The following is a 25,828-nucleotide window of genomic DNA, read 5'->3' as shown; positions in this document are numbered from 1 at the left end:
ATATTGATTCTGTCTCTGGCCCTCGTTATTGTGGCGGGCTGTCAAGCGATCTCAGGCATTGACTTTAATGCGGTTCTGAAAAACACACTTAAAGTGACTTCTTCCGAAGGCAAACAGTCGGTAGAGCTGAAGCTTCTCTTGAATGAAGAAGCTTTTGAAGGTATGTCTGAAGAAGAAGCCTCACTGTTGAAATTATTCTCGAATTTTAAGCTTCAGTTAGATAGCGTAAAAGTACAAGATGCCAGCCACGCTTCATACGCGGGTAAGCTGGTTCTTGGCGGAAATATTAACATCGGCTTCTCGATTAAACAGTCGGATACCACGGCTGTGATCGAGGTAGAAGGTGCAAAGCTTCCGATCGTTCTGGATGTGAGCGGCTCTGGCCTGGGTTCCATGCTTGGAACAGCTGAGCTTGATGCAGATGCTGCAGCTGGACCGGACGAAGAAGCATTAACAGCGATTGGCAAAGAGGTTATGGACAGCGCAACGGACTTCTTCATCAACAATCTGCCTAATCCGGATAAGCTGTCGGTTAACACTGTTCAAGAGCCAATTAACGGAGTTAACACTTCGCTCTTCCATGTGAAGGCTGAACTCAGTGGCACCGAAATTTGGGCGTGGGTGAAAAAATATGTAGACGTACTTGCGAACGACCATGATGGTATGGAAAAGTTCGTGAAGCAGATCGTTACGATTGTTAGCAGCCACCCTGAGCTTTGGGAAGAAACCGGTGTGAATCCATTCGAACAGACTGGTCTTGATATGCCAACAACAGAGGATCAGATCAAAGAAGCTACAGATGAACTTATGGCCGCTATTGTATCTCTTCAGGATGAGCTTAAAGCTTTGGAAGAAGAAAGTGCAGAGGATCTCAAGCAGATCTTTAATGATGATTCATCGATCAAAGCCGAACTGTATGTGGACAGCAAGCTGGATATTCGTAAGCAGGCAGTTGATGTTACGTTTAAACCAAGCGAGCAGGCGCTGTTCCCACTTGAAGGCCTGGTACTCCATATGGAGAGCGAAATGTGGAATGTAAATGGTAACGTAAAAGCGGATGCTCCAGTCATTCCTGATGCGGCCATTACATCAGATCAGCTTGATTCGCTGCAAGGCTATCAAGTGCTGAGAATGTTTGATACGAAGTCCGCTGCGTACGCTCTTCTGCAGCAGCTGCATATCGGCAAACAAACGGTTGAGCTGTCTGTTGATTATGGCCGTTATCCGGCAATCGTAACACCTAAATATGTGACCATTGTTCCGCTCCGGACTGTCGCTGAAGAGCTTGGTGCTACGGTGAAATATGATAAAAAGACAAAAAGTGTTACAGTCTATGATGAAGCGACGAATACAACAATCGTCCTGAAGGATGGCTCAGACAAAGTAAAGGTTAACGGAAAAGCCGCTACATGGTCGTTCGTAGCGAAGTCCGTAGACGGCGCATTGTATGTAGCAGGCCGTGACTTTGCAAATGCACTTGGTGCGAAGGTTCATTGGGATGACAGCTATGGCAGTGATACCTTTGTCATTGACCGTGAAGTGAGCTAATCTTGTAGTTAAGCAGGGAGGATGACCAGCATGATCAAATTATCAACAGATGCGGCCTTCCGTGAAGCAGTTCAAGGCGGCGGTATTACAGTGGTGGTATTTAAGACGACCTGGTGTCCAGACTGCCATTATATTGATCCGTTTATGCCGGATGTAGAGCAGCAGAACAGCGGTAAAATTTCATTCTACGAAATTGACCGTGATGAACTGCCTGATCTATGCTCCGAGCTGAACATTCTTGGCATTCCAAGTTTCGTTGCTTTTCGGAATGGCAAAGAATTGATTCGGTTCGTCAACAAGCTGCGTAAAACACGGGAAGAAATTGAACAATTCCTGGAGCGTGCCGTGCAGGTGGCGGAAGCACTTCCGAACTAAAAGACACATACACAAAAGCCCGAATTCTCTTTCTAAATTGGAGGAGATTCGGGCTTTTCTTATTAAAGATTTTCCTCGTCTGCATCATTGCCACGGAACTGTCACACCCTAGGAAGTGTCACATTTTCAACATGGCTTTTGACCCTTATAATCGCTATAATGAGGTGACAACAAAACCCCGAAAAAAGGTGATTTTATTATGGTTACCGGCCGTTTTCGCACGCTTGCTCTCGCATCGTGCATCGGAATGCTTTTTGTATTGCTCGCCGGAGCACTTGTTACAAATACCGATTCGGGACGCGGGTGCGGAGATGATTGGCCGCTTTGCAACGGTAAGTTCATTCCTTCTTATACAATGGAAACTGCGATTGAATTTTCACATCGTTTAATTACCGGATTCGAAGGTCTGCTCGTTGTGGCTGCCTTTGCTGCAATCTACCTGCTGTTTCGGAAAAATAAGCCTGATTACAAAGAACCGTTTGTCTATGCAAGCGGAGCTTTACTCTTCACGATTGTTCAAGCGCTGATGGGCGCTGCAGCTGTTGTTTGGTATCAGTCTGCTGCGGTTATGGCGATTCATTTCGGCATATCCTTGATCGCATTTGCTTTTACGCTGCTTTTGGTTGTATGGTCTTACCGTGCGAAGAACGGCAAGCCTGCGGAGTTTGTAGTGCCACGCGCTATTTTCCCTCGTATGCTGGCTGTCTCCATATTTTGTTATATTGTGGTTTACCTCGGTGCTTATATTCGCCATACCGATTCGGCAGGTGGCTGCCTCGGCTGGCCGCTTTGCAACGGCGAAGTTGTACCGGAGCTCGAAGGTGCAACAGCAGCAGTCTTTATTCATCGTATAGGGGCACTTATTTTTGGTCTTGCTCTCATTGGATTGTATGTACATGTACGGAAAATCAGCCGCAAAGGCGAAGGCCTTACGAAATCTGCCGGCTGGGCGCTTACCCTTGTAATTGCGCAGATCTTGAGTGGTGCGCTGCTAACGGAGACAATTGGGAACGAAGATTGGTTCCTGTTTACGAACTTGCTTCATAATCTGATTATTACGGGCTTGTTTGGAATATTGAGTGATATGCTGATACGTTCCTGGCGGCTGCGGGAAGGACGGGAAAAAGTTTGAGTTTTCAAAACCTGCGTGAATTTGTTGAGGTATTAAAGAAAGAAAAGGACCTGCTCGTCATTGACGTGCAGGTTGATCCATATTTGGAGCTGGCGGAAATTCACCGCCGCGTCATTGAAGAGGAAGGGCCGGCGCTGCTTTTCACCAATGTGAAGGGTACTCCATTCCCTGTTCTTACGAATATGTTCGGGACAAGTCGTCGTGTCGATTTGGCTTTTGGACCACGTCCCGAAGAAATTATGAAACAGATTGTTGGTGCCGCAGATCGTATTATGCCGCCAACGCCTAAAGCCTTGTGGGGTGAGAAAAAACTCATTTGGGACATGCTTAAGGTAGGCATGAAAGAGGTGCCAAGCGGTACGGCACCGATCCTGCAGTCTCTGAAACGTCAAAACCCGCTGAAGGATCTCCCGAGAGTAACGAGCTGGCAGGAGGATGGCGGACCGTTTGTAACGCTGCCGCTTGTCTATACGGAGAGCTTAAAATCCCGCAAAGCGCATAATCTAGGGATGTACCGTATGCAAATCTTTGATGATTCTACTACGGGCATGCATTGGCAAATACATAAAGGCGGCGGTTTCCATTATCACGAAGCGGAGCAGCGTAACGAAGCGCTGCCGGTGTCTGTCTTCCTTGGCGGTCCTCCGGCACTAATCGCTTCTGCGATCGCACCGCTGCCAGAACATCTGCCTGAGCTGCTTATGGCTTCACTCATCTTGGGAGGTAAGCTGCCGGTTGTAGCTGATCCGCATAGCAAACATCGGATTCCAGCAGAAGCAGAATTTGTGATCAGCGGTCATGTACCGCCGCATATTCGCAGAGCCGAAGGGCCATTTGGCGATCACTTTGGGTATTATTCGCTTGTTCATGATTTCCCTGTATTTAACGTTAATCATGTTTGGCATCGTAAGGATGCGATCTACCCGGCTACGATCGTGGGCAAACCTCGTCAAGAAGACTATTATTTAGGCGAGTATTTGCAGCGTCTGCTGGCACCGGCATTCCCGATGGTTATGCCAGGCGTCAGAGAACTGTGGGCATACGCGGAAGCCGGAGTACATGCGCTGGCAGCAGCAGTTGTACGCGAATCGTATTCCCGTGAGGCGCTTTCTACGGCATTCAGTATTCTTGGCCAAGGTCAGTTGACCTTAACGAAATTCCTCATCCTGACTGATCAGCCAATTGACTTGTCGCGCTTCGACGTCTTGCTTGAGACGGTGCTTGAGCGGTTCCAGCCGCAGACCGATCTGTTTGTCTTTGATGAAACGTCACATGATACGCTGGACTATACAAGCGGCAAATTTAATCATGGCAGTAAAGCGGTTATGCTTGGTGTTGGTGAGCCCATTCGAGAGCTGCCATCGAGCTATGAGGAAGGCGTTATTGAAGAAATCAATCATGCACAAGTCTATTGCCGAGGATGTCTTGTTGTATCCGGAGCAGCCTATGAAGCAGAGCCGCAGCTTGCGGAACGCCTGCTTGCAAGATTGTCGGAACGTGGTACAGAATGGCCGCTTATCTTCCTAGTTGATGACGCTGATATTGCTCATGGCCAAACGTCATTCTTATGGACGGTATTTACTCGGTTCAATCCCGCGGATGATATTTATGCCAATGCCGATATTCGCCGTCATCATTTTGGCTATAAACTGCCAATCGTGATTGATGCAAGAATGAAGCCGGGTTATCCGGATGAACTATTCACACGTGAGGATATTACGGAGCTGGTTGACCGTAGATGGAACGAGTACTTCTAATCATGAATCGCTAAGAGAGGCGGGAGCGGCCGATGCTGCGTTTTCTATTCAATGAACCGGAACGGGAGCCGGAAGGTCGTCTTGCTGAAACGATACAGCTGATGAATCAGTTCGTGTCACTGCTTCACGAGAAGATCGAGGCGGGCAAGGATTTGGACCATAAACTGCGTACCTACGAGGTATGGACGAAGGGTCTACTTGCATCCTTGAACGAAATCGAGCAGAGCTGTTATGCCGCTCGGCGCTTCAAGGAGAAGATTAAGGCTTCATCGGTCAGTCAGATGTCGGAGGAAGAGATGCTGAACTACCAGCGCTATGTGTATTTCGACAAAAATGCATTTATCCGGATTTTCGCCTTACTTGATAAATTGAGCATATTGCTCAATGATATGCTCGGAATGAAGACGGAGCGGATCAAGCCACATTTCTCCTACTTCACCGTTCTTCGCAATATGCGTGACAAGAAGGCGCATCCGGATCTGACCTGGAAGCTTAGCGATATCAAGGAAAGCCTCAAGGAGCCGATGGGCCGGCTGCGGAAGCGCCGTAACACGGAGATTCACTATATGAATACGGAAATGCAGGATGACCTAGCCCAAAGCCATACGATGTATGGTGAGGAAGTGCACCTTGAGAATATTGAAGGGCAGTCACAGGATCTACAGGATGGATTACAGTTGGTGACAGGATCATTACGTCTTACCTTTGATTATGCCTGCAAATTTATACGAACCAGGTAAGCGAATCGCGAGGGGGATTGCTCGTGGAGCTGATGGGCAGAACGGCGCTTGTAACTGGGAGCGCCAAAGGGCTTGGCAAACGAACTGCATTGCAGCTCGCAAGTCTTGGCTGCAGCATCGTGTTAAACTACCTGGAGAGCGGGCAAGAGGCGCTGGAGTTACAGAGTGAGATCGAGAAGCTAGGTGTAAGAGCAACGGCTATACAAGGCGATATTGCAAGTCCTGTTGGTGTAGCAAAGCTTGCTGCAGCTGCGGAAGCCTGGAATGGCGGCGTCGATATTCTGGTGAATAACGCTGGTCCGTTCATGCGTGAGCGTCGTCTGTTCGCCGAATACAGCGAAGAGATGATTATAAAGCTGTTAAACGGTAATCTGCTTGGTGTGATGCTGCTTGATCATAAGCTGCTCCCTGGCATGCGTGAGAGAGGCTGGGGACGGATTGTGCACCTTGGCTTTGGCCATGCGGACGAAGCAAGAGCGTGGCCTCACAGGGCTGTCTATGCGGCAGCTAAAACGGGGCTGGTCTCTTTCACTAAATCATTGGCAGTAGAAGAAGCGCCACATGGCATCACCGTCAACATGATTGCACCCGGCGATATTCGAGGACTGAATAAAGAGATGACAATTGATGATGCCGCAGCACTTCGGGACCTGGAATCCCCGATTGGGAGACCTGGAACCGGTGAGGATGTAGCAAGAGTGATCGGATTCTTATGTCAATCCAAATCCGATTTCCTGACAGGCAGCATTATTAATGTGACCGGCGGCTTTGACGCCATTCGTTCTAATATTATTGGGTTATAAGATAACAAAAAAAGAGTCTTGCCTGCTTGTAGCGGGCAAGACTCTTTTTGCATTAAGGCTAAGCTTAGAATACTTGAACAACTTCCTGTACGCCTTCAACCTCTTCGAGCAAAGCGCGCTCGATGCCGGCTTTCAGTGTAATTGTGGAACTTGGGCAGCTTCCGCATGCACCCATCAGACGAAGTTTAACGATACCGTCCTCTACGTCCACCAATTCTACGTCGCCACCGTCACGTTGCAGGAACGGACGCAATTTATCCAGTACGTCCAATACTTCATCGTACATTGTATCTTGTGCTTGTTCACTCATTGCAATCATCTCCTTTCTCCCCTATTATAATACAAAGTGCAAGGATTGAAAATGGATATCAACCGTTAAGGCCAGGTGATTCGAAAAATGTCTAAACCACTTATTGAGTTTTGTAATGGCAATATGCATCATGGTACAGAACAAATCATGAAGCAGCTGGAACAAAATGAACAGCTGAAAGTGGTCGAATACGGATGTCTTGGCAATTGCGGAGAATGTTATTTGAAACCATTCGCGTTAGTGAACGGCATGATTGTTGCAGCAGACTCCGTAGATGATCTGACCATTCGTATTCGAGATATCATCAGCATTAAGCAATAATTCTAACCAAAATGGCGTTTCGATTTCCAGAGGATACCGCTCTTGATCAAACGCGGAATTTTCCCCATCATTGGCGTGCTGCCCATGAGGCCAAAGCCGCTTTTCTTACCAAGGGAACCCATTACACCCTTCAGCTTGAGTTTGCCAAGCTTAGGCGTCTTATTACTCCAAATGGCATGCATGACCTCGGCGATTTGCTTGCCTTGTGCACCAGCCGCTTGACCGCTTGGTGAGAATGGCAGGGATGCACAGTCACCGCAAATAAAGACATCGTTATAGTCCGGCAATTGATGGTATTCATTCACAATAAGTCGGCCTTGTTTGTCTTTCGGCAGATTCATGCGTTGAACAATTTCAACTGGCTGAATACCAGCTGTCCATACCGTCACGTCTGTCAGGATCGTTTGATCCGTGTTGGAATCATGCAAAGCACCTTGCTCAAGACGACACAAGGAAATATGGCTTAGCATCTCAACATTATGCTCTCTGAACCATGAAGAAACAAACTTCTGAAGTGATCCAGGAAAAGCGGACATAACGCTTGGTCCACGGTCAATAATGCGGATGTTCAGGTCAGAGCGGGCTTCGCGCAGCTCGGCAGCAACCTCTACGCCGCTCAAACCGCCTCCGATAATGGACACTTGGCCGTAAGGCTTAATGTCGTTTAGCAGTTGGTATGTTTTACGTGCATTCGAGAGTGTTTGAATACTAGTCGAGAACTCTTCTGCACCTTCGATGCCGTGATAATTATCCGTACAGCCAAGTCCAACAACCAGCCATTCGTAATCGATTGGATCCTGACCTTCCAGATGAACAAACTTATTCTCAAGATCGATATCCAAGACTTCTCCATAACAAGTCGTAAGTCGTGGATCCTGCGGGAACTTAACACGGATATCGAGATCCGATACCGTACCTGCTGCAAGTGCGTAATACTCCGTTTTAAGGCCTTGATAAGGCATACGGTCAACGAGAATGACCTCGACGTCGATTGGCAGCTGCTTCTCTATAACATCTGCAGCAATTGCCTGACCGCCGTAACCGCCGCCCAAAATTACGAATTTTCTCATATGATTTCCCTACCCAACTCCAAATGATGATTGCTTTGTTGTTTGTGCCTAATATGTGCGTCTCTTCGCATCATTACTCATAGACTTTGATTTCGTTGTAGAACGTATCTCTCTCCACAGGAATACGTCCGGCTCCTCTAATGAGCCACAACAGATCTTCACGCGTAATACCTTCTGGCGTAAGTGCGCCAGCCGCATGACTGATTTTTTCTTTAACAATTGTACCGTGAGCATCGGATGCACCCATCGTCAGTGCAACCTGAGTCAGCTGAGTACCGATGTTAATGAAGTAAGCTTTAATATGCTGGATGTTATCAAGCATCAGACGGCTGATTGCAATGGTCTTCAAATCCTCAAAGGCAGAATTACGACGGCGAATGCCGGCCTTAGGATTAATTGGCTGCATCGACAATGGAATAAAGACCTGGAAGCCGTTTGTTTCATCCTGAAGCTCGCGGATCTGCATCATGTGACGAACACGATCCTCATGTGATTCAATCGAACCGTACAGCATCGTTGTATGTGTGCGCAGTCCAAGATTATGAGCCGTGCGGTGCACCTCTAAATATTGGCTCACATCAGCTTTATCAACGCGCATTTTTTTACGGTAATGGTCAGATAATATTTCTGCTCCGCCGCCCGTAAGTGATTTGAGACCAACTTTCATCAGTTCTTCCAATACTTCCTTGTAGCTTAAGCCGCTAATACGCGAGAAAAAGTCGATTTCCGCAGCTGTGTAGGCTTTGAGCGTTACTTCTGGGAAGCGCTCATTTAATGCCTTCAGGGAATCGACATAATATTGGAACGGAACATGTGGGTTATGACCGCCGACAATATGGAATTCTCGTACACCAGGGTGGAAGTGCTGCTCCACGTATTCGATCATTTCCTGACCGGACAGCGTGTAGGAACCAGGAGCGCCTTCGTCTCTACGGAAGTTACAGAAAGCACAATGCGCTTCACAGACGTTCGTAAAGTACAAGCTCATGTTCTCGATAAAATAAACTTTCTTACCGTTCTTACGAAGATTAACTTCATTTGCGAGTTGCCCGATCGTAAGCAGATCGTCCGATTTGTAGAGGAATACACCGTCCTCAAGTGTAAGACGTTCTCCATTACGCACCTTCTCGATAATTTCCTGCATTTGCTTATTATCAGATGGGATGGCGATGTTCATCTTGGCAACCTCCTTCATCTTTAAAATAATTCTGTAATACTACAATGTGGCATGCTGTCGATATCGTCCTTGTTATCAGAGCAAGGAATGGATCAAGCTCGAGCGATACCTTGTGAAAAAAATAACTTGCTCATCCGATAAAGAAAGCTATCCATTATTATAAACCTGTACGTTACATGGGGCAACACCTAAAGTCTTGAATATTCATCAAGAGCGGCAGGCATTGGTCTCTTGAGGAACCGGGGGAAGAAGAGTATACTGTAACTACAACGATACATTTATTACATTTATATAGAGGAGGTACGAAGTATGATCACTATTAGTGAATCGGCATCTGACAAAATAAAAGAAATGCTCGAAGAGGAAGGAACTCCTGGGCTGTTCCTGCGCATCGGCGTGAAGGAAGGCGGCTGCACAGGCTTCTCCTACGGCATGGGCTTCGACGATGAAGAGCATGAGAACGATAAGTCATTGGAGGTCGCAGACCTCAAAGTTGTTGTTGACGATGACAGCTTGAAATACCTGTTCGGTCTTGTTATCGACTGGAAAGAGTCGGCAATGGGCGGCGGCTTCACAATCGAGAACCCGAACGCAACTGCAACTTGCGGATGCGGCTCGAGCTTCCGTACCGCTGCTGCGGCTGGTAAACCGGATAGTGACTGCTGAGCGCGCTTGTGCTCAGCTTTTTTTGTTCGCCAGTATGCAGGCTGCGCAAGGGAATGTTCTTCCAATCGCCATTGTTACCGGAATCAGTGAATTTATCGTACAAGGTACGATTCCGGTAACAAAAGCGAACACTCCGTTTCTCCATAACATTCCCTTGCTCCGCCCGCTTGGCGAAGCCAAACAGCATTCGCAAAAAGCTGGCGCAGCCAGCCTTTTGTGACATAGGTTAGACAGGTTGCAAATACAACCTGTCCCTAAAAAGAATTAAATTAAACCGGCGTCCCATTTAATGGACGCCGGTTTTTGTTTTAATAAAGAAGTCGACTGCGGAACGGAGTAAGTGAATGCTCTTGAGAAGCGAAGCGCCCGCCTTTGTATTCGGATAATTACCTTAATAAATTGTTCCAAGTAATCCGAATACAACAGCGGTCGAAAGAGCATTTACTTGCGCAGTGAAGGAAACCAACTTCCTACGACCTCTGCATTTTACGAGAATTCAGCCATAGAGGAATACGGAACACCAAGTTGATCAGAAGAACGAAGAACACGAGTACCGCCGCCGACTTCTGGGCGATCTCCTGGGCATCCGGAACAATGGCTTCGGACTGTACATACCAGAGATGGACGGCAAGTGTCTCACCCGATGAGAACAAGCTGAAGTCCCACATTTCTCCGGAGGTTGTCACGCCGGCTGTCAGAATAATAACGGCACTCTCACCAAAGGCGCGGCCGGCTACGAGACAGATGCCTGTAATAATTCCGTTCATTGCTGCAGGGATAAGCACCCGAACTATCGTCTGTAAATGTGTAGCCCCTAGCGCAAAGGAAGCGTTCTTCAGTTCCTTCGGCACAGCACGGATGGATTCCTCGGTAACACGGGTTAGAACAGGCAGGTTTAGAAAGGCCAAGCTTACTGCACCGCCTAAAATCGTCAGGCCTAACTGGAATGTCTCAACGAAGAGTGCAATCCCAAACAAACCGAAGATAATGGATGGAACCGAAGCTAATCCTTCTACGCATATACGGACGAAGGAAATCAGCTTATTGACCGGCGCGAACTCGGCGAGATAAATGCCGGCAGCCATACCAAGCGGAATAGAGATGAGCAGCGATAGGAACAGGATATAAAAAGAGTTCAGCAATGCAGGCCCAATACCGCCGCCCTCATCAATTTCACTAGGCAGTCCAAACAGGAAGCTCCAGGAGAGCTTTGGCAAGCCATCTTTTAGAATTAAGAAGAGAAGCCCAAGGATGAATAAGACGACAACAATTCCTAGGGTCCATACCGCTATGGTAAATACACGGTTGTTGAAGCTGTTTATTCCTCGTTTGCCACGGAACGGATTAGCATTTGCAGCTGAATTTACATTACTCATTGCTGTACTCCTTTCCCTTGCAGCCAACGCACGCCAACGATCATCAAGAGAGAGATAGCAAGCAGCAGGAAGCCCATCAGATAAAGTGCGTAGTTCCAGGTGGAATCAAATGGAACATTCGCGATTTGCATGACAATGTTGCTGGTCAAAACGGAGGTAGGTTTAAGCAGGCTGTCCGCCAATTGCGGCGTATTGCCAATAACCATAACGACGGCCATCGTCTCGCCAATTGCACGGGCCATCCCAAGGATGACAGCGTACATAATGCCGCTGCGAGCAGATGGAACTAGCACTTTCCAGACCGTTTGGAAGCGGGTTGCACCAAGGGCGTAGGAGGCATCGCTGAATTTCTTAGGTACAGCAGAAATTGAATCATCGCTGATCCGGCTGATCGTAGGCAGCACCATAATCGTGAGGACTAATGCAGCAGCGAGCAGGCCATCACCCATACCTGTACCGGTAACATCCCGAATCAGGGGAATAAGAACAGTCAAACCCAGGTAACCGTAAACGACGGACGGAATGCCGACGAGCAGGTCCATGACCGGACGCAGCATATTTTTCAGCCAAGTTGGCACGAAGGTCGACAGAAAGACCGCGATCAGGAGCGATAGCGGGACTGAGATGATCAAGGTTAATAAAGTAAGGGCAAATGTACCAAAAATGAATAACAGCCCACCATACTGCTCGGTTTCCGGACTCCATTCCGTAGAAAGGAAAAATTCGGAGAAGGATACCTCACCAAATGTCAGCACGCCTGTGCGGAACATGAGCAGCAGGATGAGGAATAGAATCAGACACACAAAAGCAGCTGCAGCAATACAAACATAACGGAACAGGCGGTTCATCACAAACAGCCGCTTCTTGCGGTCAAACGGCTTGCCACTTCCCGTCAAAAGACTGCCGCCCAGATCAATCTGGCCCGCAGTAGATGAGGTATCTATCATAATTACAATCGGCTCCTTCGGTAGCAAGCAGCCGCCTGTCGCTTCGCGAAAGACGGCCGCTGTTACCTATATTCGATTAACTTGGATTATTTCATTGCGGAAAGCGGGATGAACTTAAGCTTTTTAAGCGAACCGTTTTGGAACTTAGCGCTTTGTACATATTTGATGAATTCTTTAACAACGCCTGTAGGTTGGCCTTTAGTCATGTAGTAGCCGTAGCCCCAAACTTTGTATTTGCCGTTGATTACGTTGTCTACAGTTGGAGCAACACCATTAATGCTTACGCCAGTCATTTTCGTAGTGATGTAAGCGAAATCGAGGTAACCGATAGCGCCAGGAGTTGATTCAACTGCTGTTTTCATGTCGCCGCTTGTTTTAACTTCTTTGTAGTTGCTGCCTTTGGTCATAAAATCTGTACCGTTCAGCGCTTTTTGTTGGAAGTTAACGCGAGTACCGGAGCCGAAAGCACGGTTAACAACGATAATGTCAGCATCTTTGCCGCCAACTTCTTTCCAGTTCGTTACTTTACCGGAGAAGATGTCTTGCAGCTGCTTTGTTGTCAGGCTTGTTGCAGTAACGCTTTTGTTTACTACTGCAGCGAAAGGAGTAACTGCTACTTTGTTAGCTACTTGGCCTGTGAATGCTTCGAAGCCAGGTACTGCTTTTGTAGCATCCCAGTCAACCGCACCAATATCAGCGATACCTTTACGTACCGACTGAGGACCAGTAATGGAGCCTGCTCCTGATGCGGAGATTTTAACCTTCGGATTCAGCTTTTTGAATTCGTTGGACGCTTGAAGAGTTAGTGGAAGAAGGGCGGAAGAGCCATTAATTACGATTTTGCCGGACAGCTTGCTAGCTGCTTCTGTTTTGGTAGGAGCTTGGACGGAGCCAAGACCAATTGTTGCAATAAGTGCGGCCACAGTAGCCACTTTTAACCAGTTAAGTTTCATTATTTTGTAATCCTCCTAAAATGAATTGATTTGTGTATTAGCGAGTAATTGTTGTGAATTTGCCGTTTACAGGAACAGCCACTTGACCGTTGCTGATTGCTGCAATATCACCGTTACCAGAAACGATAAGCTCGGATACGCCATCCGACACGCTGTATAGCTTGCTTGCAGTACCTGTTACAGGATCAAGAGCGCTGATGCTGTTTGCATCGCCTTTTGCTGTCAGCAGGACCAGCTTGCCGCCAGCTTGATTCAGTTGATATACATCTTCAGCACTGTAGACGCTAGCTGCTTCAACGGAAGCTGTATTTACCGAAGCGACGCTTCCTACAGTATCGTCGTTGATGCTTACGAAGTAAGCTTTCGAACCATCAGCCGCCAGCTCCAGGAATGCTTTGTCGTTCTTGTCAGTTGTCAGTTGAACCGGTTTATTGTCCGCTTTTGCAGAGTCATAGAAGTAAGCTTGTGTTTCTGTACCTGTTGGATCGATGGTTACATCGTCCTTGCTTACATCTGTAGCGTCATTTTTTACAACTGGCTGTTTGATTTGGAAATAAGCGACTTTTGTCCCGTCAGCAGATACAGACAGGTTAGCTTTGTAATCGACTTTGTCTTCCAAAATTTTTGTTACGCTGCCGTCAGCCAGGCTTAACTTACAGATAACAGTGTTTTTGTCGCCTTGGAAGAAGAAGATCGAGCTTCCGTCAGCTGAGAATTGCATTTCGTTCTTAATGGATGTATCTGTGCTTACTTTAGTTGATTGCTTTGTGCTCAGATCAATAATATTAACGGTGCCATCCTCTTCGGAATAAGCGGCTTTCGAACCGTCCGGGGAAACAATCAGTTCGGACGTGTCAGACGAAGTAAGCAGTAATTCATTTTTACCAGTCGCAGCATCAACCAGGTAATCCTCGCGGCCTGTATCGGCAGATTTCGATACGATCAGCTTGGAAGCATTCACCCAAGTCACTTGATCCACATCCTGAAGGAGTTTGATCGTTGTGATGTTGCCTTGCGAGTAGCCAACGCCAAGCTTGCTCAAGAAGCTTACTGGTTCAACAAAAGCTGTTCCGTTAACAGTAACCGCGTCATTGAGTGAAACGACATTGTGGTTGAGTTGAACGGTAATTGTGCTGCCAGCTACATTCAGCGAAGCCTCAAGAGCCTTTGCCAGGTCGCGTACGGAGGCGAGCGTTACACCAGAAGCATCAATCGTGCGGATCGCTACGGCTGTGCCGTTGATGGAGATTGTTGTCGAACCGATTTGTACAGCTTGTACCGATTGTGTTGCTGATTGTGCCATTACAGGAGTAACAGCTGCTGCTCCAAGTGCTGTTGCGAGCACGGAAATGACTACTGCTTTTTTCATTTGTTGTTCGTCACCTTTCTTATTTTCGAATAAGTTCATAGGTCCGACGGCCCTTAGTCGGTATGTATGATAGGCCCTTGATTTTTCCACCGCAAGCCGCGTCGGAACTATTTCGATTTCCTAAGTTAGTGTAACAGCGGATTATTATCCCATTATTTAGAAATTGTAATGATTTTGTTAAGTTGATTGAAATAGGCATAATTGCTATCCTAAATTGACTAGATGTATCCAGTGTGGGAAGTGCCTTACGTATTAGAGGAGGATTAATAGATGTATCGGATATTTATTATCGAGGATGACGACAAAATCGGCATGATTCTCAAATCTACGATGGAAAAGTACGGGTTTGAGGCAGCTAGAGCTGTTAACTTTAAAGATTTACTGGGGGAGTTTACTGCCCATGAGCCCCATCTTGTTTTGCTCGATATCAATTTGCCGTATTTTGACGGCTTTTATTGGTGCAGACAAATTCGGACAAGATCTAATGTTCCGATTCTATTCATCTCAGCCCGAGAAGGGGAAATGGATCAGGTAATGGCCATCGAAAATGGTGGAGATGATTATCTGCCGAAGCCAATTCATTTGGATTTGCTTCTTGCAAAGGTGAAAGGAGCACTTCGTCGTGCCTATGGAGAATATGCGGCAGCAACTGCTTCTTCGGTGAGTGGCGGGGAGCTGGACTTGTACAGCCTTCGCTTGAATTTAAGCCGTAATGAGCTCGAATGGGGTGGACTTCGTACGGAACTCACGAAGAACGAACGTCTGCTGGCTGAAGCATTTATGAAAAGACCGGATGAGATTGTGACGAGGGAGCATCTGCTTGAAGCGTTATGGGATGATGTTCAGTTTGTGGATGACAATACGTTAACCGTTAACGTAACAAGACTTCGCAAGAAGCTGGAGGAGATCGGAATTATGAAAGCGATAGAGACTGTCCGTGGACAAGGCTATCGGCTGAATGGGGAAGCACTTCGGGAGGCAAGGGTATGATCCGATCTTACCTTTGGGATCGAAAAGTATTAATTGTTACTTATTTATTAGGGACAAGTCTTGGTTGTGCGATGTTCCTTCTTGATAAATTGCGGTATGAAGACAAGGCGGATTCCGGTTTGGTCTATTATTTTGCCGAACTGGCCGTCTTCTTGCTGATTGTAGGCTTAACGATCGACTTTTTGAGGCAGCGTACCTATTATAAACAACTGCATGATGCGATTGACCGATCAACAGAGCTCAAGGCCTCCATGGTTGTAAAAGCAGGAGTGACGAGGGAACAGCTCGCAGTTCAGCGGCTGCTTGAGGCGCAATATGGTGCTTATTTGACGGAACTCAGTCATTACCGAAGGCAGCAGGAGCAGCATAATCATTTTGTCCTGCAGTGGGTACATCATATGAAGACACCGGTTTCGGTTATTGACCTGCTGGTGCAGGAAACGCTGCAGGAGCGCAATAAGGAAGACACAGATGTAGAGCGGTTTCAAAGCATTCGTGAGGAAACAGGGAGAATGACAAGAGGGCTTGATATGATGCTGCATACGGCAAGGCTCGATAAGATCGAATTTGATTTGCATCTCCGTTTGATCCCGCTGCATGAAGCGGCGCGAAGCGTTATTAATGCACATAAGCAGCTATGTATTAGACATGCCATCTTTCCTCGGATTGAGGGGGAAGCTATGGTTGAGACGGATGAGAAATGGCTGACTTTTATCTTGAATCAACTAATCGGCAATGCAATCAAATATTCAAAGAGAAAGCAAGGCTCGAAAAAGTTGATCATCCGGATCGAGCCGACATTGGATGATAAGGCCACTAAGCTGTCTGTTATAGATGAAGGAATTGGAATAGCGGCTCATGATTTGCCACGCATCTTTGATCCTTTCTTTACGGGGGAGAATGGACGGGCCATCGAAGAATCAACAGGTATGGGCTTATATTTGACGAAGCAGGTATGCGGCCTCCTTGGCCATGAGCTGATTGTTGACTCAGAGGTCGGAGCGGGTACAACGGCGATGGTTATTTTCCGTCCGGAAGGTATCCACCGGATTCATTAAATGACGAAACATGACAAAATCGTAAGGTTTGAAGCCTTCAATTGAAAGGTAAATCGATGGGTACATAGCCGGTTTGGGCGCTATACTGAGTCCATAATCAAATAAATCGAACATTTACGGGTTTTGAGCCCATGCTTTCGAAGCATGAATCACCACAAAAGGTAGATGCTTTGTGAGGCAATTCATTTGAGGAGGATTATTACAATGAGCGTATTGCAAACAAAAGGGATTGGAAAGATCTATCATTCAAAGGGGAATCTGTCCTACCGGGCGCTTGAGGATATTGATCTGAATATAAAAGCGGGAGAATTTGTTGGGGTAATGGGACCTTCCGGCAGCGGCAAGACCACACTTCTGAATTTGCTGGCAACGATTGATCGACCGACATCAGGTGAGCTTGAGATTAACGGGGTACAGCCTGCCAAGCTGAGCGACAAGAAGCTGGCTCTTTTCCGGCGTAGAGAGCTTGGATTCGTGTTTCAAGATTTCAACCTTCTTGATACGATGACTATTAAAGAAAATATTATTTTACCATTAGTACTGGAAGGTGTGTCACCTCGAAAAATCGAGGAAAAGCTGAAGCCGCTTGCGATCATGCTGAACATTGACAGCATACTGGATAAGCGGACTTATGAAGTATCGGGCGGACAGAAGCAGCGTGCTGCTATTGCCCGGGCAATCATTCATCAGCCTGCACTAGTATTGGCAGACGAACTGACAGGTAACCTGGATTCGAAAGCAGCAAAGGATGTTATGGATGCACTGAAGGATATGAATGAGAGACTAGGCGCAACGGTTCTTATGGTAACGCATGATCCGTTCTCCGCAAGCTATTGCGAGCGGATTGTCTTCATTAAGGACGGCAAGCTGTTCTCCGAAATTCGCAGAGGTACAAACCGTCAAGCCTTTTTCCAACAGATTCTTGATGCTTTGAGTGTACTGGGAGGTAATTTCGATGACGTTCCGTTCGCTCGCGCTTAGCAACATGAAGGGGAATTGGCGTTCCTACAGCGCCTTTTTCCTAAGCTGTGTCTTCTCTGTACTCATCTTCTATATGTATTCGGCATTTATTTATCACCCGGATGTCGTTAGCGGACATATTTTGCAGGCTTCGAAAATAAGAAGAGGGATGATGTTCTGTCTTTACATTATTGGTATCTTCTCATTCCTGTTTGTCCTCTATTCCAATTCGGCCTTTCTGAAAACGCGTAAGCAAGAGTTTGGCCTGTTGTCGTTATTCGGTATGACAAAAGCTCAGCTTCGCAAGCTGGTTATTTATGAAAGCATCGCTATTGCTCTTTTGTCGATTGGTGCAGGCATCGGGCTCGGCATGTTGTTTAGTAAGTTGTTCTTTATGGCGCTGTCGGTCTTCCTGAAAGTAACGGATCCTATACCGTTTGCCGTACCACTGAAGGCAATTGGAATTACGGGCTTTGGTTTCTTTATCTTATTCGTGGCAATTGCCATACTTACGTCGCTGCGAATTGGCAGATCAGAGCTGATCGACCTGTTTAAGGCAGGCCGTAAGCCTAAGGGCCAGCTTATCTTTTCCCCATGGCTTGTAGCACTGGCACTTGTGTCGCTTGGCTCGGGCTATACGATGGCGCTTATGTTAGATCCGTTTAACTTCTTCTATATGGCACTGCTCATTCTCGTTACAGTTACAATTGGAAGTTACTTTCTGTTTACGCAGTTCAGTGTGCTGCTTATCCGTTTTTTACAGAAACGGCATTCCTTCTTCTACAATCGGACGAATATGATCGTGCTTGCTCAGCTTGGGTACAAGCTAAAGGATAATGCACGGATCTTGTTTATGGTGTCGATTATGAGCGCTGTTATCTTAACAGCATCAGGTACATTTTATTTGTTGCAGATCAGCTCCAAACAGCAGATTTATGATTTCTATCCCTACACAGTAGCTGTGATGGAGAAAGGAATTCATAGTCATGACGTTATTGATTTGGATGCGATGAAAGAGCAGCTGCGTGCCGAGGGTTTCCCGGTTACGGATGAGAAGATTGTCACCGGTATCGCGGCAACTAATATTAAACTGACCCGCAGTAACGGTAATGATATGGAGTATAATCCTGCGACAATGATTATTTCTGAGTCTGACTATAACCGTTTGGCGAAGGATAAAGGGAAAAAGCAGCTTCATTTGAAGCCGGGGACAGCAGCTATGCCAGGTTCTTTTTCGCCGCCAATAGAGAGGATAACGGGCAGCGTTCAGGGGCAGCCCATTGATTATGCTGCAGCTGCTGAACCTTCGGAAAGTATTATGAACCAGACCAAATTGAATTATATGACGGTCATTATGGGGGATGCTGATTATGATCGGATTACCGCTGGTGTACCGGAAGCAGATCAGCTCGTATGGTACGGTTATGAGTTGAAAAATTGGGAACATGCAGGTTCAGCGCTTGATAAGCTTAAAGTATCTGATGATTTTATCGATCAAATCGATCGGTCCCGACCTAATAACTATGCGAATATGAAAGATACAAGCTCACTGACGCTGTTTATCGGCTTGTTTATCAGTTTGCTGTTCTTCATTGCATCAGGCAGTTTGATTTACTTTAAGATGTTCACGGAATTACAGGAGGATCAAGCGCAGTTTAACGCTTTGAAACGAATCGGAATGACAAGACAGGAGATACGGAAAATAACAGTGACACAGATCGCTATTATCTTCTACCTTCCTTGTCTTATCGGAACCATCCATGCATTATTTGCTATGAAGGCGTTGGATGGACTGATGGGTTCAAGTGTATGGCTGTATTCCCTGGTCATCATCGGGATCTTCGTGGTGATGCAGACGATCTACTTCCTGCTCGCCAGCATGAGTTATTCCAAAGGATTAAATAGAGGAACAGCCAGCGCTTAATGCGCTGGCTGTTTTGCTGTTATTATATCGTTTGCTGTTGTTCAAGCCATGCGGTACGTTTGGTCTTCATACCATTTAGGATTGATTCTGCTGATGTATATTCCGCCTGCAATGTCTTCACGACAGTCCTTACTTGACGAGTCGCTTCACTGGTTCTGTCTTGCGCTTCATTAATTCGTTTCTGGACGATCCAATCGGTTATGAGGCCGTCGAACCAATAATCTCCGAACTTCAGCAGGCTGCTGATATCTATATGAATATTTAGGTTTTGCTTCAAGTCAGCCAGCTCATCCTTGAAGGATTTCAAGTGATGGTTGGCCGTTGCAATGGATTGCTTGGCATCATCGATATGACCATGCTTAATGTGAGTGCTCACCATGCCGCCATTGGCCCATAAATCCCAATTGCCCCAGTTAATTGCTTTATCAAGACTTTCGATGGCGGGCTCCAGTGATGCAAGTACCCGCCTGCCCGCCGTAAATGCTTCGTTTAATTCTCGTACAACAACAGTCTGATCCGCAATTTCATTTTCCATAACGGTCAGCACAGCAGCAGTATCGGGCTGGTTCTTCAGAGCAAGTTCCTGTTCATCCATCAGCTTCTTATAATCCTGCTCGGCTTGGATATTATCTGTAATGATAACTCCGGCTTGAAAAATCTCTTCCTTCAGCTTATCGCGTTCCTGCTGTGCTTCCTGAAGCTTGAGGGCAGCTGCAAGCGCCTGCTGCCGCTCTAATTCGAGCTGTTCGTCTTTGCTGCGTAGAATCGTATGAAATAAGTTCGTCAAGGACATCCGAGTAAGCTTATCTACATCAGCCTGCTCCGTTTCAAGATCAAGCTCAAGCCGAATGATCTGCCGCTCCAGCTCATTTAATCTGGAACGGTATTGCTGCTGCCTGCGCTGCGCTTTCTCAAGTTCATATTTACGTTCCTTGGCATCGGTTAAACGGTCGAACAGGGAATCTGCCATACGTACCTCCTAGCGGTTAATCAGATGCACTTGTATACGCTAGTGATCTTTATTTGGTTTCGAACAAAAGGTCGATTTGAATAATCTCGGAACGGCTTCCCAATCGGATTGGTGGTCCCCATAAGCCGAAGCCCGAAGAGACAATCGCATGCAGGCTGCCTTTTAGCTTGTAGCCCCAATCCAGTTCAAAAATGCGGCGTGTAATAAGATGATTAGGAGCCATCTGCCCGCGGTGGGTATGACCGGATAATGAAAGGTCGATCCCGTTTAACGACGCTTGCTCCAGATCAGATGGCTGATGATCCATCAGGATAAGTGGCTTAGCTGTATCTAGGTTTGTAATCAGCTCCCTGATAGGCAAACGTCCTTCTGGATCGCTGTGTTTAGCCGATAAATCTTTCCGTCCAATGACGTAGAAGCTGTCTTGAATAAGAATCGTTTCGTCTTGGAGGACTTGAATGCCGATGCTGTTCATCTCAGCGACAAACTGTTTAATGTGGCCTCCAATGTATTCATGATTGCCAAGCACGGCATAGATGCCAAGAGGGGCTTTCAGCTTGCCCATCGTAGCGGCCATATTTCGATGGATGAACGGATGAATACTGTCGTCAATGACATCTCCAGGCAGCAGAATGAGATCCGGCTTCATTTCTTCCATATGACGAACCAGTCGTTCCAAATGCCGATTGCCAACTACGGTTCCAAGATGAATATCAGAGGCTACACCGATACGAAGCTTATCAAAGGAACCGGCTTTTTTAGGAATAGTCAGGCGGTAAGGGCGAACGATCGGCGTCCAGGCATTCCAAGTGCCGCGGATCAGAATGGCTGCGAGTAAGACAAAGGCTGCCGTTCCAACGGTTACAAAGGCTGTATCGTAATCTACAGATATTAAGGTAAGCAGCCATATAATAAGATCAGCCACAGGAAGAATCAATAAGCTGTACTGCATAACGGCGAACCAATAAGAGCCAATATACTTAAACCCATAAGCGATTTGACGGAAAGGTGATGACAGGTGCTGTCCAAACCTGCCGATAATATATGAGATGGAGATAATGCCGACAATGATGCCAAATGGCAGGGCGTTATCCAGTCCCGTGATGGTGGACAGATACTCCCAACCGTTCCAGCCAATATACCAGTTGACGAGGACGAGCAGGAGGAGGACAACAGTAATAATAGGAATAAATCGAGCTTTCACGAGGGCACACTCCTTGTTATCATTCATTAAAATGATGGATTGTGAAACTACTATATCATACCGGCAATTGCCGGGTAAAATAAGGCGCTGTAAGCGGCGGGCAATGGTCTCTCCATCGTTTTTCTAGTATACTTTGGTTTATTGACACGGGATGTAATGGAGAGAGGGATAAGGAAATGAAATCATTAGTGCTTGCAGAAAAGCCAAGCGTAGCGAAGGAAATTGCACGTGTTCTTGGCTGCAGCAGCAAACATAAAAGCTATATGGAAGGTCCATCATATGTGGTGACCTGGGCATTAGGACATCTGGTAACCTTAGCAGAGCCGGAGGATTATGATCCGAAATACAAGACATGGAACCTCGAGGATTTGCCGCTCTTGCCAAATAAGATGAACCTGAAGGTGATGCGTGAGACATCGCATCAATATAAGGCGGTTGCTCAGCTCTGCAAGCGTTCTGATATCGGTGAGCTAATTATTGCTACTGATGCTGGACGGGAAGGGGAGCTTGTTGCGAGATGGATTATGGAGCTTGTTCATTGGCGCAAGCCATTTAAGCGGCTCTGGATCTCGTCCCAGACGGACAAAGCCATTAAAGACGGCTTCAAGGCCTTGAAGCCGGGCCAACACTACAATAACCTGTATGCCTCGGCTGTGTGCCGCGCGGAAGCGGATTGGCTGATTGGTCTGAATGTTACACGGGCACTTACCGTGAAATATAATGCCCAGCTGGCTGCAGGACGTGTTCAGACGCCAACGCTTGGCGCTCTGATGGATCGGGAGAAGGAGATTAACCAGTTCCAATCGCAGCCTTTCTGGACAGTCTCAGCTGAGTTTGGAGACTTCCAGGCAGCATGGCGTCAGAATGATTCCCATGACGGCAGATTGTGGAGCCGCGAGGAAGCGGATGCAATTGTTGCACGCCTGCAAGTACAGAAGGCGAAAGTAGACAAGCTGCGTACTGTTGAGAAATTAGAGCCACATCCGCAGGCATTTGATCTAACCGAGCTGCAGCGGGAAGCGAATAAGCGTCTTGGTTTTTCGGCGAAAATGACATCAAATGTCTTGCAGAAGCTGTACGAGCAGCATAAGCTCGTGACTTATCCACGTACCGATTCTCGTTATTTGTCGAGCGACATCGTTCCAACGTTAAAAGGACGGCTTGAAAGCGTTGCGGTTGGACCATATGCGCCTCTTGCCCGAAAGCTGCTGCGCGGACAGCTGGCCGTTACGAAACGGTTTGTTGATGACAGTAAAGTGAGTGACCATCACGCCATTATTCCAACAGATGAATATGTGAATCTGTCGGCATTAAGCAATGATGAGAGGAAGCTTTACGATCTCATCGTCCGGCGATTTATTTCCTTGTTCTACCCGCCGTATAAATACGATGAAACAAGTGTAACGTTAACCGTTGGTGCAGATAAGCTGTATGCGAAAGGGAAGATCCAGAAGGACATCGGCTGGAAGGAGCTTTATGCAGGCAATGATTCTCGATTCGCATCGGATGATGAAGATGAGGATGAGCGCAGTGAGGACAAGAGAACGCCAGAGCAGTTGCTGCCTGCGCTTGTACAGGGGCAAGCTGTTCCAGTCAAGCAGAGCCGTTTGAAGGAGCTGCGCACGATGCCTCCTGCCCGGTACACCGAAGCATCGTTGCTCTCGAAGATGGAGAAGCATGGACTAGGCACGCCGGCCACTCGCGCAGATATTATTGAGAAGCTTCTGTCTACAGAGACGATTGAGCGGACGCAAAACCGTCTCATTCCAGCAGGTAAAGGCAAGCAGTTAATTGAACTCGTTGTGGACGAGCTGCGCAGCCCAGATCTAACGGCTGAATGGGAGCGGGAGCTTGAACGGATCGCACTTGGCAAAGGGGATGCCGCTAAGTTTATGGCGGGTATTCGAGAGCAGGCCAATAAATGGGTTAACGCTGTGAAAAATGAAACGAAGGAATATAAGCCTCATAATCTGACCCATTCCCGTTGTCCGGAATGTGGGAAGCTGCTAATGGAAGTGAAGGGCAAACGCGGCAAATCGTTTGTCTGCTCGGACCGGGAATGCAGCTATCGTCGTCAGGCGGAGCCAGCGCTGTCGAATAAGCGTTGTCCGCAATGCCATAAGAAGATGGAGATCCATACCGGCAAGGCAGGCAAATATGCGCAGTGCAGGCCATGTAATGTCATCGAGATGCTAGGTGATAAGCAAGGCGGACGAATTAATAAACATCAGCAGAAGAAGATGATTGATCAGTACAGCGATAACGTATCGTTATCGAATAGTCTTGCGGATGCACTGAAGGCAGCTATGAATAAGCAAACTGAAGACTAGGATCATTTGGTTAATACAGCAAACTACGCATTCGAATGTTCTTCCGATCGCCATTGCTCGGGGATTCCTTTTAATCATTGATGCAGGGTTGGAATTCCCAAGCAAAAGCGAACGCTACGCTTCTCCAGAATCATTCGAATGCTCCACTTGCTCTTAACCTACCGATCTATGAAGGAACAGAAAATTAGAAAGGCAAAGCGTTCGTGTGGGCTATAACCCGCGCGAACGCTTTTGCTTTATGATGTAGCAAATACATAGGAGAGTATGTAGATCTTCTCCTTCTTAGATATATTCTTTTGTCCTGTTGTCTTGGTTATCCATCCAAGAGACAACCTTCAATCTTTCATATGCTATTAATATCGAAAGGAGATTGATAGCATGGAGGATCAACTTGGCAGACCGGTTCCTGACAAATGGGCCAAGCAAGCAGCACTGCTTGCTAATCCGTCGATTGCTCCGCATATCCCTCCGACAAAGAGGTATAGTGCCAGCAATTTAAGAAGCATGCTTAACAAGCATCAAATGGTCGTTATCAAGCCGCTCGTAGGCACTGGCGGACATGGCGTGATTAAAGTGATGAAGACAAGTGGAGGCTTCAGTTTTACCTCCTCATCGACAACTAATCATTTTACAAGTTTCGATGCTCTCAAATCTGGGCTCGACAAAAAACGGAAAGGGCGTCCTTATCTGATTCAGAAGGGGATTCGTCTGGCCAAGGTCGGCGGCCGTCCGATTGATTATCGTGTGAAGTATGTGAAGACAGAAGCCGGGTGGGAATATCGATCGATGGTCGGGAGAATTGCTAAACCAGGCTTATTTGTTACGAATCTATGCCAAGGAGGAACGATGGTGACGGCAGCGGCAGGTATCCGCAGATCTTTGTCAGCATCGCTGGTCGAAGTCAAGAAGCAGCAGATGCGTGACCTGACAGTCCTGTCGACCAGTATGCTGGAGGAGCGGTTCCCGGGTATTGCTCAGCTTGGTTTCGATTATGGCATTGATGTGAACGGCAAGATCTGGATTTTCGAGGTAAATACAAGGCCACAATAGGCTTTGAATCTACAATCCTATGTCATTCATTATCAATATATTCCATTTATGGGGTAACGATTTTCGATTAAAGTTTTTTATCAAAGTTTGGAAAAAAAAGGCTGTGTATAAAAGTATCCACATCATCCACTGTGCTAAACCCTCATTTTTCGACGCGTATTCACAAATCATGCACAGCCTGTCCACAAGGGGATGTGTATAAGCAGGGTCATTGTTGAAGGGAAAAGAGCATGATACGATGTGTACAGATTTAGGAAACTATAGGAAGAAAGGAAGTGTCCATATATGGAGCTGCTCTCAGACGAGCTGCTGGAAGACACCTACCTTGCCGCCATTCAGTACAATCTAGAAGATGACTTTATTCGAATGCTGCTGCTCGAGATGAAACGCAGACAATTAACCAAGACTGGCGCATCAAATTTCAATTAACGAGATTGTTCACCATTCGGTGACAGCTGCCTCTAATGTCTCAGAACAGGACGGGCAGTACGCAACATGCATGCAGTTTATTTCATCGGCCGATTGACTTATCCATCCCTTTTCCGTCTGTAATGGCACATAAGGTGCGTAAGGACCAATCCAATCCGTCATTCGGCCCCAATCTTCCATCGCTTGACCACAATTGGCGCAGGCTGCCTCCAGCGGCTGCATGCCATTGCATACAGGACAAAACATAAGGGTATCCTCCTTGGCTTCGTGCAACTGCTTGCACTTGAATGAAACGCCAACGTTAGGATACCCTTGTTATTTTTGTTTTACCACAATGGAATTCATAAGTTTCACGAGTTAATGAAACTA

At 46.9% G+C, this 25,828-nt stretch carries 26 protein-coding genes; 16 read left to right on the top strand and 10 right to left on the bottom strand.

The annotated features are described in order from the left end of the window. Window positions 1-3: 3 nt before the first annotated feature. From FHS17_RS21580 to FHS17_RS21555, 6 genes are all read left to right on the top strand, one after another. Complete coding sequence (locus FHS17_RS21580) at window positions 4-1,548, top strand: copper amine oxidase N-terminal domain-containing protein (protein ID WP_167280504.1); 1,545 nt, start codon at window positions 4-6, stop codon at window positions 1,546-1,548. Window positions 1,549-1,578: 30 nt separating this feature from the next. After that, the gene (locus tag FHS17_RS21575) at window positions 1,579-1,923 is read left to right on the top strand and encodes a thioredoxin family protein (protein WP_167280503.1); all 345 of its coding nucleotides are present in this window, start codon (window positions 1,579-1,581) and stop codon (window positions 1,921-1,923) included. Window positions 1,924-2,122: 199 nt separating this feature from the next. Beyond that, window positions 2,123-3,055, top strand: coding sequence for a COX15/CtaA family protein (locus tag FHS17_RS21570; protein ID WP_167280502.1), 933 nt, complete (start codon window positions 2,123-2,125; stop codon window positions 3,053-3,055). Continuing rightward, a complete protein-coding gene (locus tag FHS17_RS21565; protein WP_167280501.1) occupies window positions 3,052-4,812 on the top strand; it encodes a UbiD family decarboxylase in 1,761 nt (586 codons plus the stop codon). Before FHS17_RS21570 ends, FHS17_RS21565 begins: the two co-directional genes overlap by 4 nt. 32 nt (window positions 4,813-4,844) lie before the next feature. Then, the gene (locus FHS17_RS21560; protein WP_167280500.1) at window positions 4,845-5,552 is read left to right on the top strand and encodes a Cthe_2314 family HEPN domain-containing protein; all 708 of its coding nucleotides are present in this window, start codon (window positions 4,845-4,847) and stop codon (window positions 5,550-5,552) included. 23 nt (window positions 5,553-5,575) lie between these two features. Further along, a complete protein-coding gene (locus FHS17_RS21555; protein ID WP_167280499.1) occupies window positions 5,576-6,355 on the top strand; it encodes an SDR family oxidoreductase in 780 nt (259 codons plus the stop codon). Window positions 6,356-6,419: 64 nt separating this feature from the next. Here the strand turns inward: FHS17_RS21555 and FHS17_RS21550 are convergent, their stop codons facing one another. Beyond that, entirely contained in the window at window positions 6,420-6,665 is a 246-nt protein-coding gene (locus FHS17_RS21550) for a NifU family protein (RefSeq protein WP_167280498.1), read from the bottom strand. Window positions 6,666-6,752: 87 nt separating this feature from the next. Here FHS17_RS21550 and FHS17_RS21545 point away from each other — a divergent pair, with 87 nt between their 5' ends. Next, on the top strand, window positions 6,753-6,986 hold the full coding sequence (locus tag FHS17_RS21545) for a YuzB family protein (RefSeq protein WP_167280497.1): 234 nt from the start codon (window positions 6,753-6,755) through the stop codon (window positions 6,984-6,986). Window positions 6,987-6,988: 2 nt separating this feature from the next. Here FHS17_RS21545 and FHS17_RS21540 read toward each other — a convergent pair whose 3' ends face one another. Both FHS17_RS21540 and mqnE read right to left on the bottom strand, forming a co-directional pair. Further along, window positions 6,989-8,056 carry an NAD(P)/FAD-dependent oxidoreductase gene (locus FHS17_RS21540; protein ID WP_167280496.1) on the bottom strand — a complete coding sequence of 356 codons (1,068 nt, stop codon included), beginning with the start codon at window positions 8,054-8,056 and terminating at the stop codon, window positions 6,989-6,991. A 73-nt stretch (window positions 8,057-8,129) separates the two neighbouring features. Beyond that, complete coding sequence (gene mqnE / locus FHS17_RS21535; protein ID WP_167280495.1) at window positions 8,130-9,233, bottom strand: aminofutalosine synthase MqnE; 1,104 nt, start codon at window positions 9,231-9,233, stop codon at window positions 8,130-8,132. Window positions 9,234-9,524: 291 nt separating this feature from the next. Between mqnE and erpA the strand changes: the two genes are divergently transcribed. Continuing rightward, complete coding sequence (gene erpA / locus FHS17_RS21530) at window positions 9,525-9,899, top strand: iron-sulfur cluster insertion protein ErpA (protein ID WP_341805887.1); 375 nt, start codon at window positions 9,525-9,527, stop codon at window positions 9,897-9,899. Beyond that, window positions 9,889-10,119, top strand: coding sequence for a hypothetical protein (locus tag FHS17_RS21525; protein WP_167280493.1), 231 nt, complete (start codon window positions 9,889-9,891; stop codon window positions 10,117-10,119). The genes erpA and FHS17_RS21525 overlap by 11 nt, the downstream gene beginning before the upstream one ends. Before the next feature lie 250 nt (window positions 10,120-10,369). Here FHS17_RS21525 and pstA read toward each other — a convergent pair whose 3' ends face one another. The 4 genes from pstA to FHS17_RS21505 form a co-directional block, all read right to left on the bottom strand. Further along, a complete protein-coding gene (gene pstA, locus FHS17_RS21520) occupies window positions 10,370-11,275 on the bottom strand; it encodes a phosphate ABC transporter permease PstA (protein WP_167280492.1) in 906 nt (301 codons plus the stop codon). Next, window positions 11,272-12,222: a phosphate ABC transporter permease subunit PstC gene (pstC, locus tag FHS17_RS21515; RefSeq protein WP_167280491.1), complete on the bottom strand. Its 951-nt coding sequence runs from the start codon at window positions 12,220-12,222 to the stop codon at window positions 11,272-11,274. Before pstC ends, pstA begins: the two co-directional genes overlap by 4 nt. Before the next feature lie 86 nt (window positions 12,223-12,308). Further along, the gene (locus FHS17_RS21510) at window positions 12,309-13,175 is read right to left on the bottom strand and encodes a phosphate ABC transporter substrate-binding protein (RefSeq protein ID WP_167280490.1); all 867 of its coding nucleotides are present in this window, start codon (window positions 13,173-13,175) and stop codon (window positions 12,309-12,311) included. Window positions 13,176-13,212: 37 nt separating this feature from the next. After that, window positions 13,213-14,544, bottom strand: coding sequence for a TolB family protein (locus tag FHS17_RS21505; RefSeq protein WP_167280489.1), 1,332 nt, complete (start codon window positions 14,542-14,544; stop codon window positions 13,213-13,215). A 270-nt stretch (window positions 14,545-14,814) separates the two neighbouring features. Here FHS17_RS21505 and FHS17_RS21500 point away from each other — a divergent pair, with 270 nt between their 5' ends. The 4 genes from FHS17_RS21500 to FHS17_RS21485 all read left to right on the top strand — a co-directional run bounded on the left by FHS17_RS21500 (window position 14,815) and on the right by FHS17_RS21485 (window position 19,476). After that, window positions 14,815-15,534, top strand: a complete 720-nt coding sequence (locus FHS17_RS21500) for a response regulator transcription factor (protein ID WP_167280488.1) — start codon at window positions 14,815-14,817, stop codon at window positions 15,532-15,534. Continuing rightward, a complete protein-coding gene (locus FHS17_RS21495; protein WP_167280487.1) occupies window positions 15,531-16,592 on the top strand; it encodes a sensor histidine kinase in 1,062 nt (353 codons plus the stop codon). The genes FHS17_RS21500 and FHS17_RS21495 overlap by 4 nt, the downstream gene beginning before the upstream one ends. Window positions 16,593-16,796: 204 nt before the next feature. Then, window positions 16,797-17,573: an ABC transporter ATP-binding protein gene (locus tag FHS17_RS21490; protein ID WP_167280486.1), complete on the top strand. Its 777-nt coding sequence runs from the start codon at window positions 16,797-16,799 to the stop codon at window positions 17,571-17,573. Beyond that, the gene (locus FHS17_RS21485) at window positions 17,548-19,476 is read left to right on the top strand and encodes an ABC transporter permease (RefSeq protein WP_167280485.1); all 1,929 of its coding nucleotides are present in this window, start codon (window positions 17,548-17,550) and stop codon (window positions 19,474-19,476) included. The genes FHS17_RS21490 and FHS17_RS21485 overlap by 26 nt, the downstream gene beginning before the upstream one ends. 22 nt (window positions 19,477-19,498) lie before the next feature. On the opposite strand, the gene FHS17_RS21480 is transcribed toward FHS17_RS21485, so the two are convergent. Further along, complete coding sequence (locus FHS17_RS21480) at window positions 19,499-20,446, bottom strand: coiled-coil domain-containing protein (protein WP_167280484.1); 948 nt, start codon at window positions 20,444-20,446, stop codon at window positions 19,499-19,501. 49 nt (window positions 20,447-20,495) lie between these two features. Beyond that, a complete protein-coding gene (locus FHS17_RS21475) occupies window positions 20,496-21,650 on the bottom strand; it encodes a metallophosphoesterase (protein WP_167280483.1) in 1,155 nt (384 codons plus the stop codon). A 176-nt stretch (window positions 21,651-21,826) separates the two neighbouring features. On the opposite strand from FHS17_RS21475, the gene FHS17_RS21470 reads away from it, so the two are divergent. The 3 genes from FHS17_RS21470 to sda all read left to right on the top strand — a co-directional run bounded on the left by FHS17_RS21470 (window position 21,827) and on the right by sda (window position 25,459). Beyond that, window positions 21,827-23,980 (top strand): DNA topoisomerase III, encoded by a 2,154-nt coding sequence (locus FHS17_RS21470; RefSeq protein ID WP_167280482.1) that lies wholly within the window; start codon window positions 21,827-21,829, stop codon window positions 23,978-23,980. A gap of 378 nt (window positions 23,981-24,358) precedes the next feature. Then, window positions 24,359-25,030, top strand: a complete 672-nt coding sequence (locus FHS17_RS21465) for a YheC/YheD family protein (protein WP_167280481.1) — start codon at window positions 24,359-24,361, stop codon at window positions 25,028-25,030. Window positions 25,031-25,315: 285 nt separating this feature from the next. Continuing rightward, the gene (gene sda / locus FHS17_RS21460; protein ID WP_167280480.1) at window positions 25,316-25,459 is read left to right on the top strand and encodes a sporulation histidine kinase inhibitor Sda; all 144 of its coding nucleotides are present in this window, start codon (window positions 25,316-25,318) and stop codon (window positions 25,457-25,459) included. Between the two features lie 9 nt (window positions 25,460-25,468). On the opposite strand, the gene FHS17_RS21455 is transcribed toward sda, so the two are convergent. Beyond that, window positions 25,469-25,705, bottom strand: a complete 237-nt coding sequence (locus FHS17_RS21455; protein ID WP_167280479.1) for a hypothetical protein — start codon at window positions 25,703-25,705, stop codon at window positions 25,469-25,471. Window positions 25,706-25,828: the final 123 nt, after the last annotated feature.

Source organism: Paenibacillus lupini (assembly GCF_011761355.1).
In the GTDB taxonomy this organism is placed as follows: Bacteria; Bacillota; Bacilli; order Paenibacillales; family Paenibacillaceae; genus Pristimantibacillus; species Pristimantibacillus lupini.
This window is presented reverse-complemented; position numbering and strand designations above follow the sequence as displayed.

Coding starts and splice junctions, on each gene's coding strand:
- FHS17_RS21575 (WP_167280503.1), top strand. CDS start 1,579: ATGATCAAATTATCAACAGATGCGGCCTTCCGTGAAGCAGTTCAAGGC.
- FHS17_RS21570 (WP_167280502.1), top strand. CDS start 2,123: ATGGTTACCGGCCGTTTTCGCACGCTTGCTCTCGCATCGTGCATCGGA.
- FHS17_RS21560 (WP_167280500.1), top strand. CDS start 4,845: ATGCTGCGTTTTCTATTCAATGAACCGGAACGGGAGCCGGAAGGTCGT.
- FHS17_RS21550 (WP_167280498.1), bottom strand. CDS start 6,665: ATGAGTGAACAAGCACAAGATACAATGTACGATGAAGTATTGGACGTA.
- FHS17_RS21545 (WP_167280497.1), top strand. CDS start 6,753: ATGTCTAAACCACTTATTGAGTTTTGTAATGGCAATATGCATCATGGT.
- FHS17_RS21540 (WP_167280496.1), bottom strand. CDS start 8,056: ATGAGAAAATTCGTAATTTTGGGCGGCGGTTACGGCGGTCAGGCAATT.
- mqnE (WP_167280495.1), bottom strand. CDS start 9,233: ATGAACATCGCCATCCCATCTGATAATAAGCAAATGCAGGAAATTATC.
- pstA (WP_167280492.1), bottom strand. CDS start 11,275: ATGAGTAATGTAAATTCAGCTGCAAATGCTAATCCGTTCCGTGGCAAA.
- pstC (WP_167280491.1), bottom strand. CDS start 12,222: ATGATAGATACCTCATCTACTGCGGGCCAGATTGATCTGGGCGGCAGT.
- FHS17_RS21510 (WP_167280490.1), bottom strand. CDS start 13,175: ATGAAACTTAACTGGTTAAAAGTGGCTACTGTGGCCGCACTTATTGCA.
- FHS17_RS21505 (WP_167280489.1), bottom strand. CDS start 14,544: ATGAAAAAAGCAGTAGTCATTTCCGTGCTCGCAACAGCACTTGGAGCA.
- FHS17_RS21500 (WP_167280488.1), top strand. CDS start 14,815: ATGTATCGGATATTTATTATCGAGGATGACGACAAAATCGGCATGATT.
- FHS17_RS21495 (WP_167280487.1), top strand. CDS start 15,531: ATGATCCGATCTTACCTTTGGGATCGAAAAGTATTAATTGTTACTTAT.
- FHS17_RS21490 (WP_167280486.1), top strand. CDS start 16,797: ATGAGCGTATTGCAAACAAAAGGGATTGGAAAGATCTATCATTCAAAG.
- FHS17_RS21485 (WP_167280485.1), top strand. CDS start 17,548: ATGACGTTCCGTTCGCTCGCGCTTAGCAACATGAAGGGGAATTGGCGT.
- FHS17_RS21480 (WP_167280484.1), bottom strand. CDS start 20,446: ATGGCAGATTCCCTGTTCGACCGTTTAACCGATGCCAAGGAACGTAAA.
- FHS17_RS21470 (WP_167280482.1), top strand. CDS start 21,827: ATGAAATCATTAGTGCTTGCAGAAAAGCCAAGCGTAGCGAAGGAAATT.
- FHS17_RS21465 (WP_167280481.1), top strand. CDS start 24,359: ATGGAGGATCAACTTGGCAGACCGGTTCCTGACAAATGGGCCAAGCAA.
- sda (WP_167280480.1), top strand. CDS start 25,316: ATGGAGCTGCTCTCAGACGAGCTGCTGGAAGACACCTACCTTGCCGCC.
- FHS17_RS21455 (WP_167280479.1), bottom strand. CDS start 25,705: ATGTTTTGTCCTGTATGCAATGGCATGCAGCCGCTGGAGGCAGCCTGC.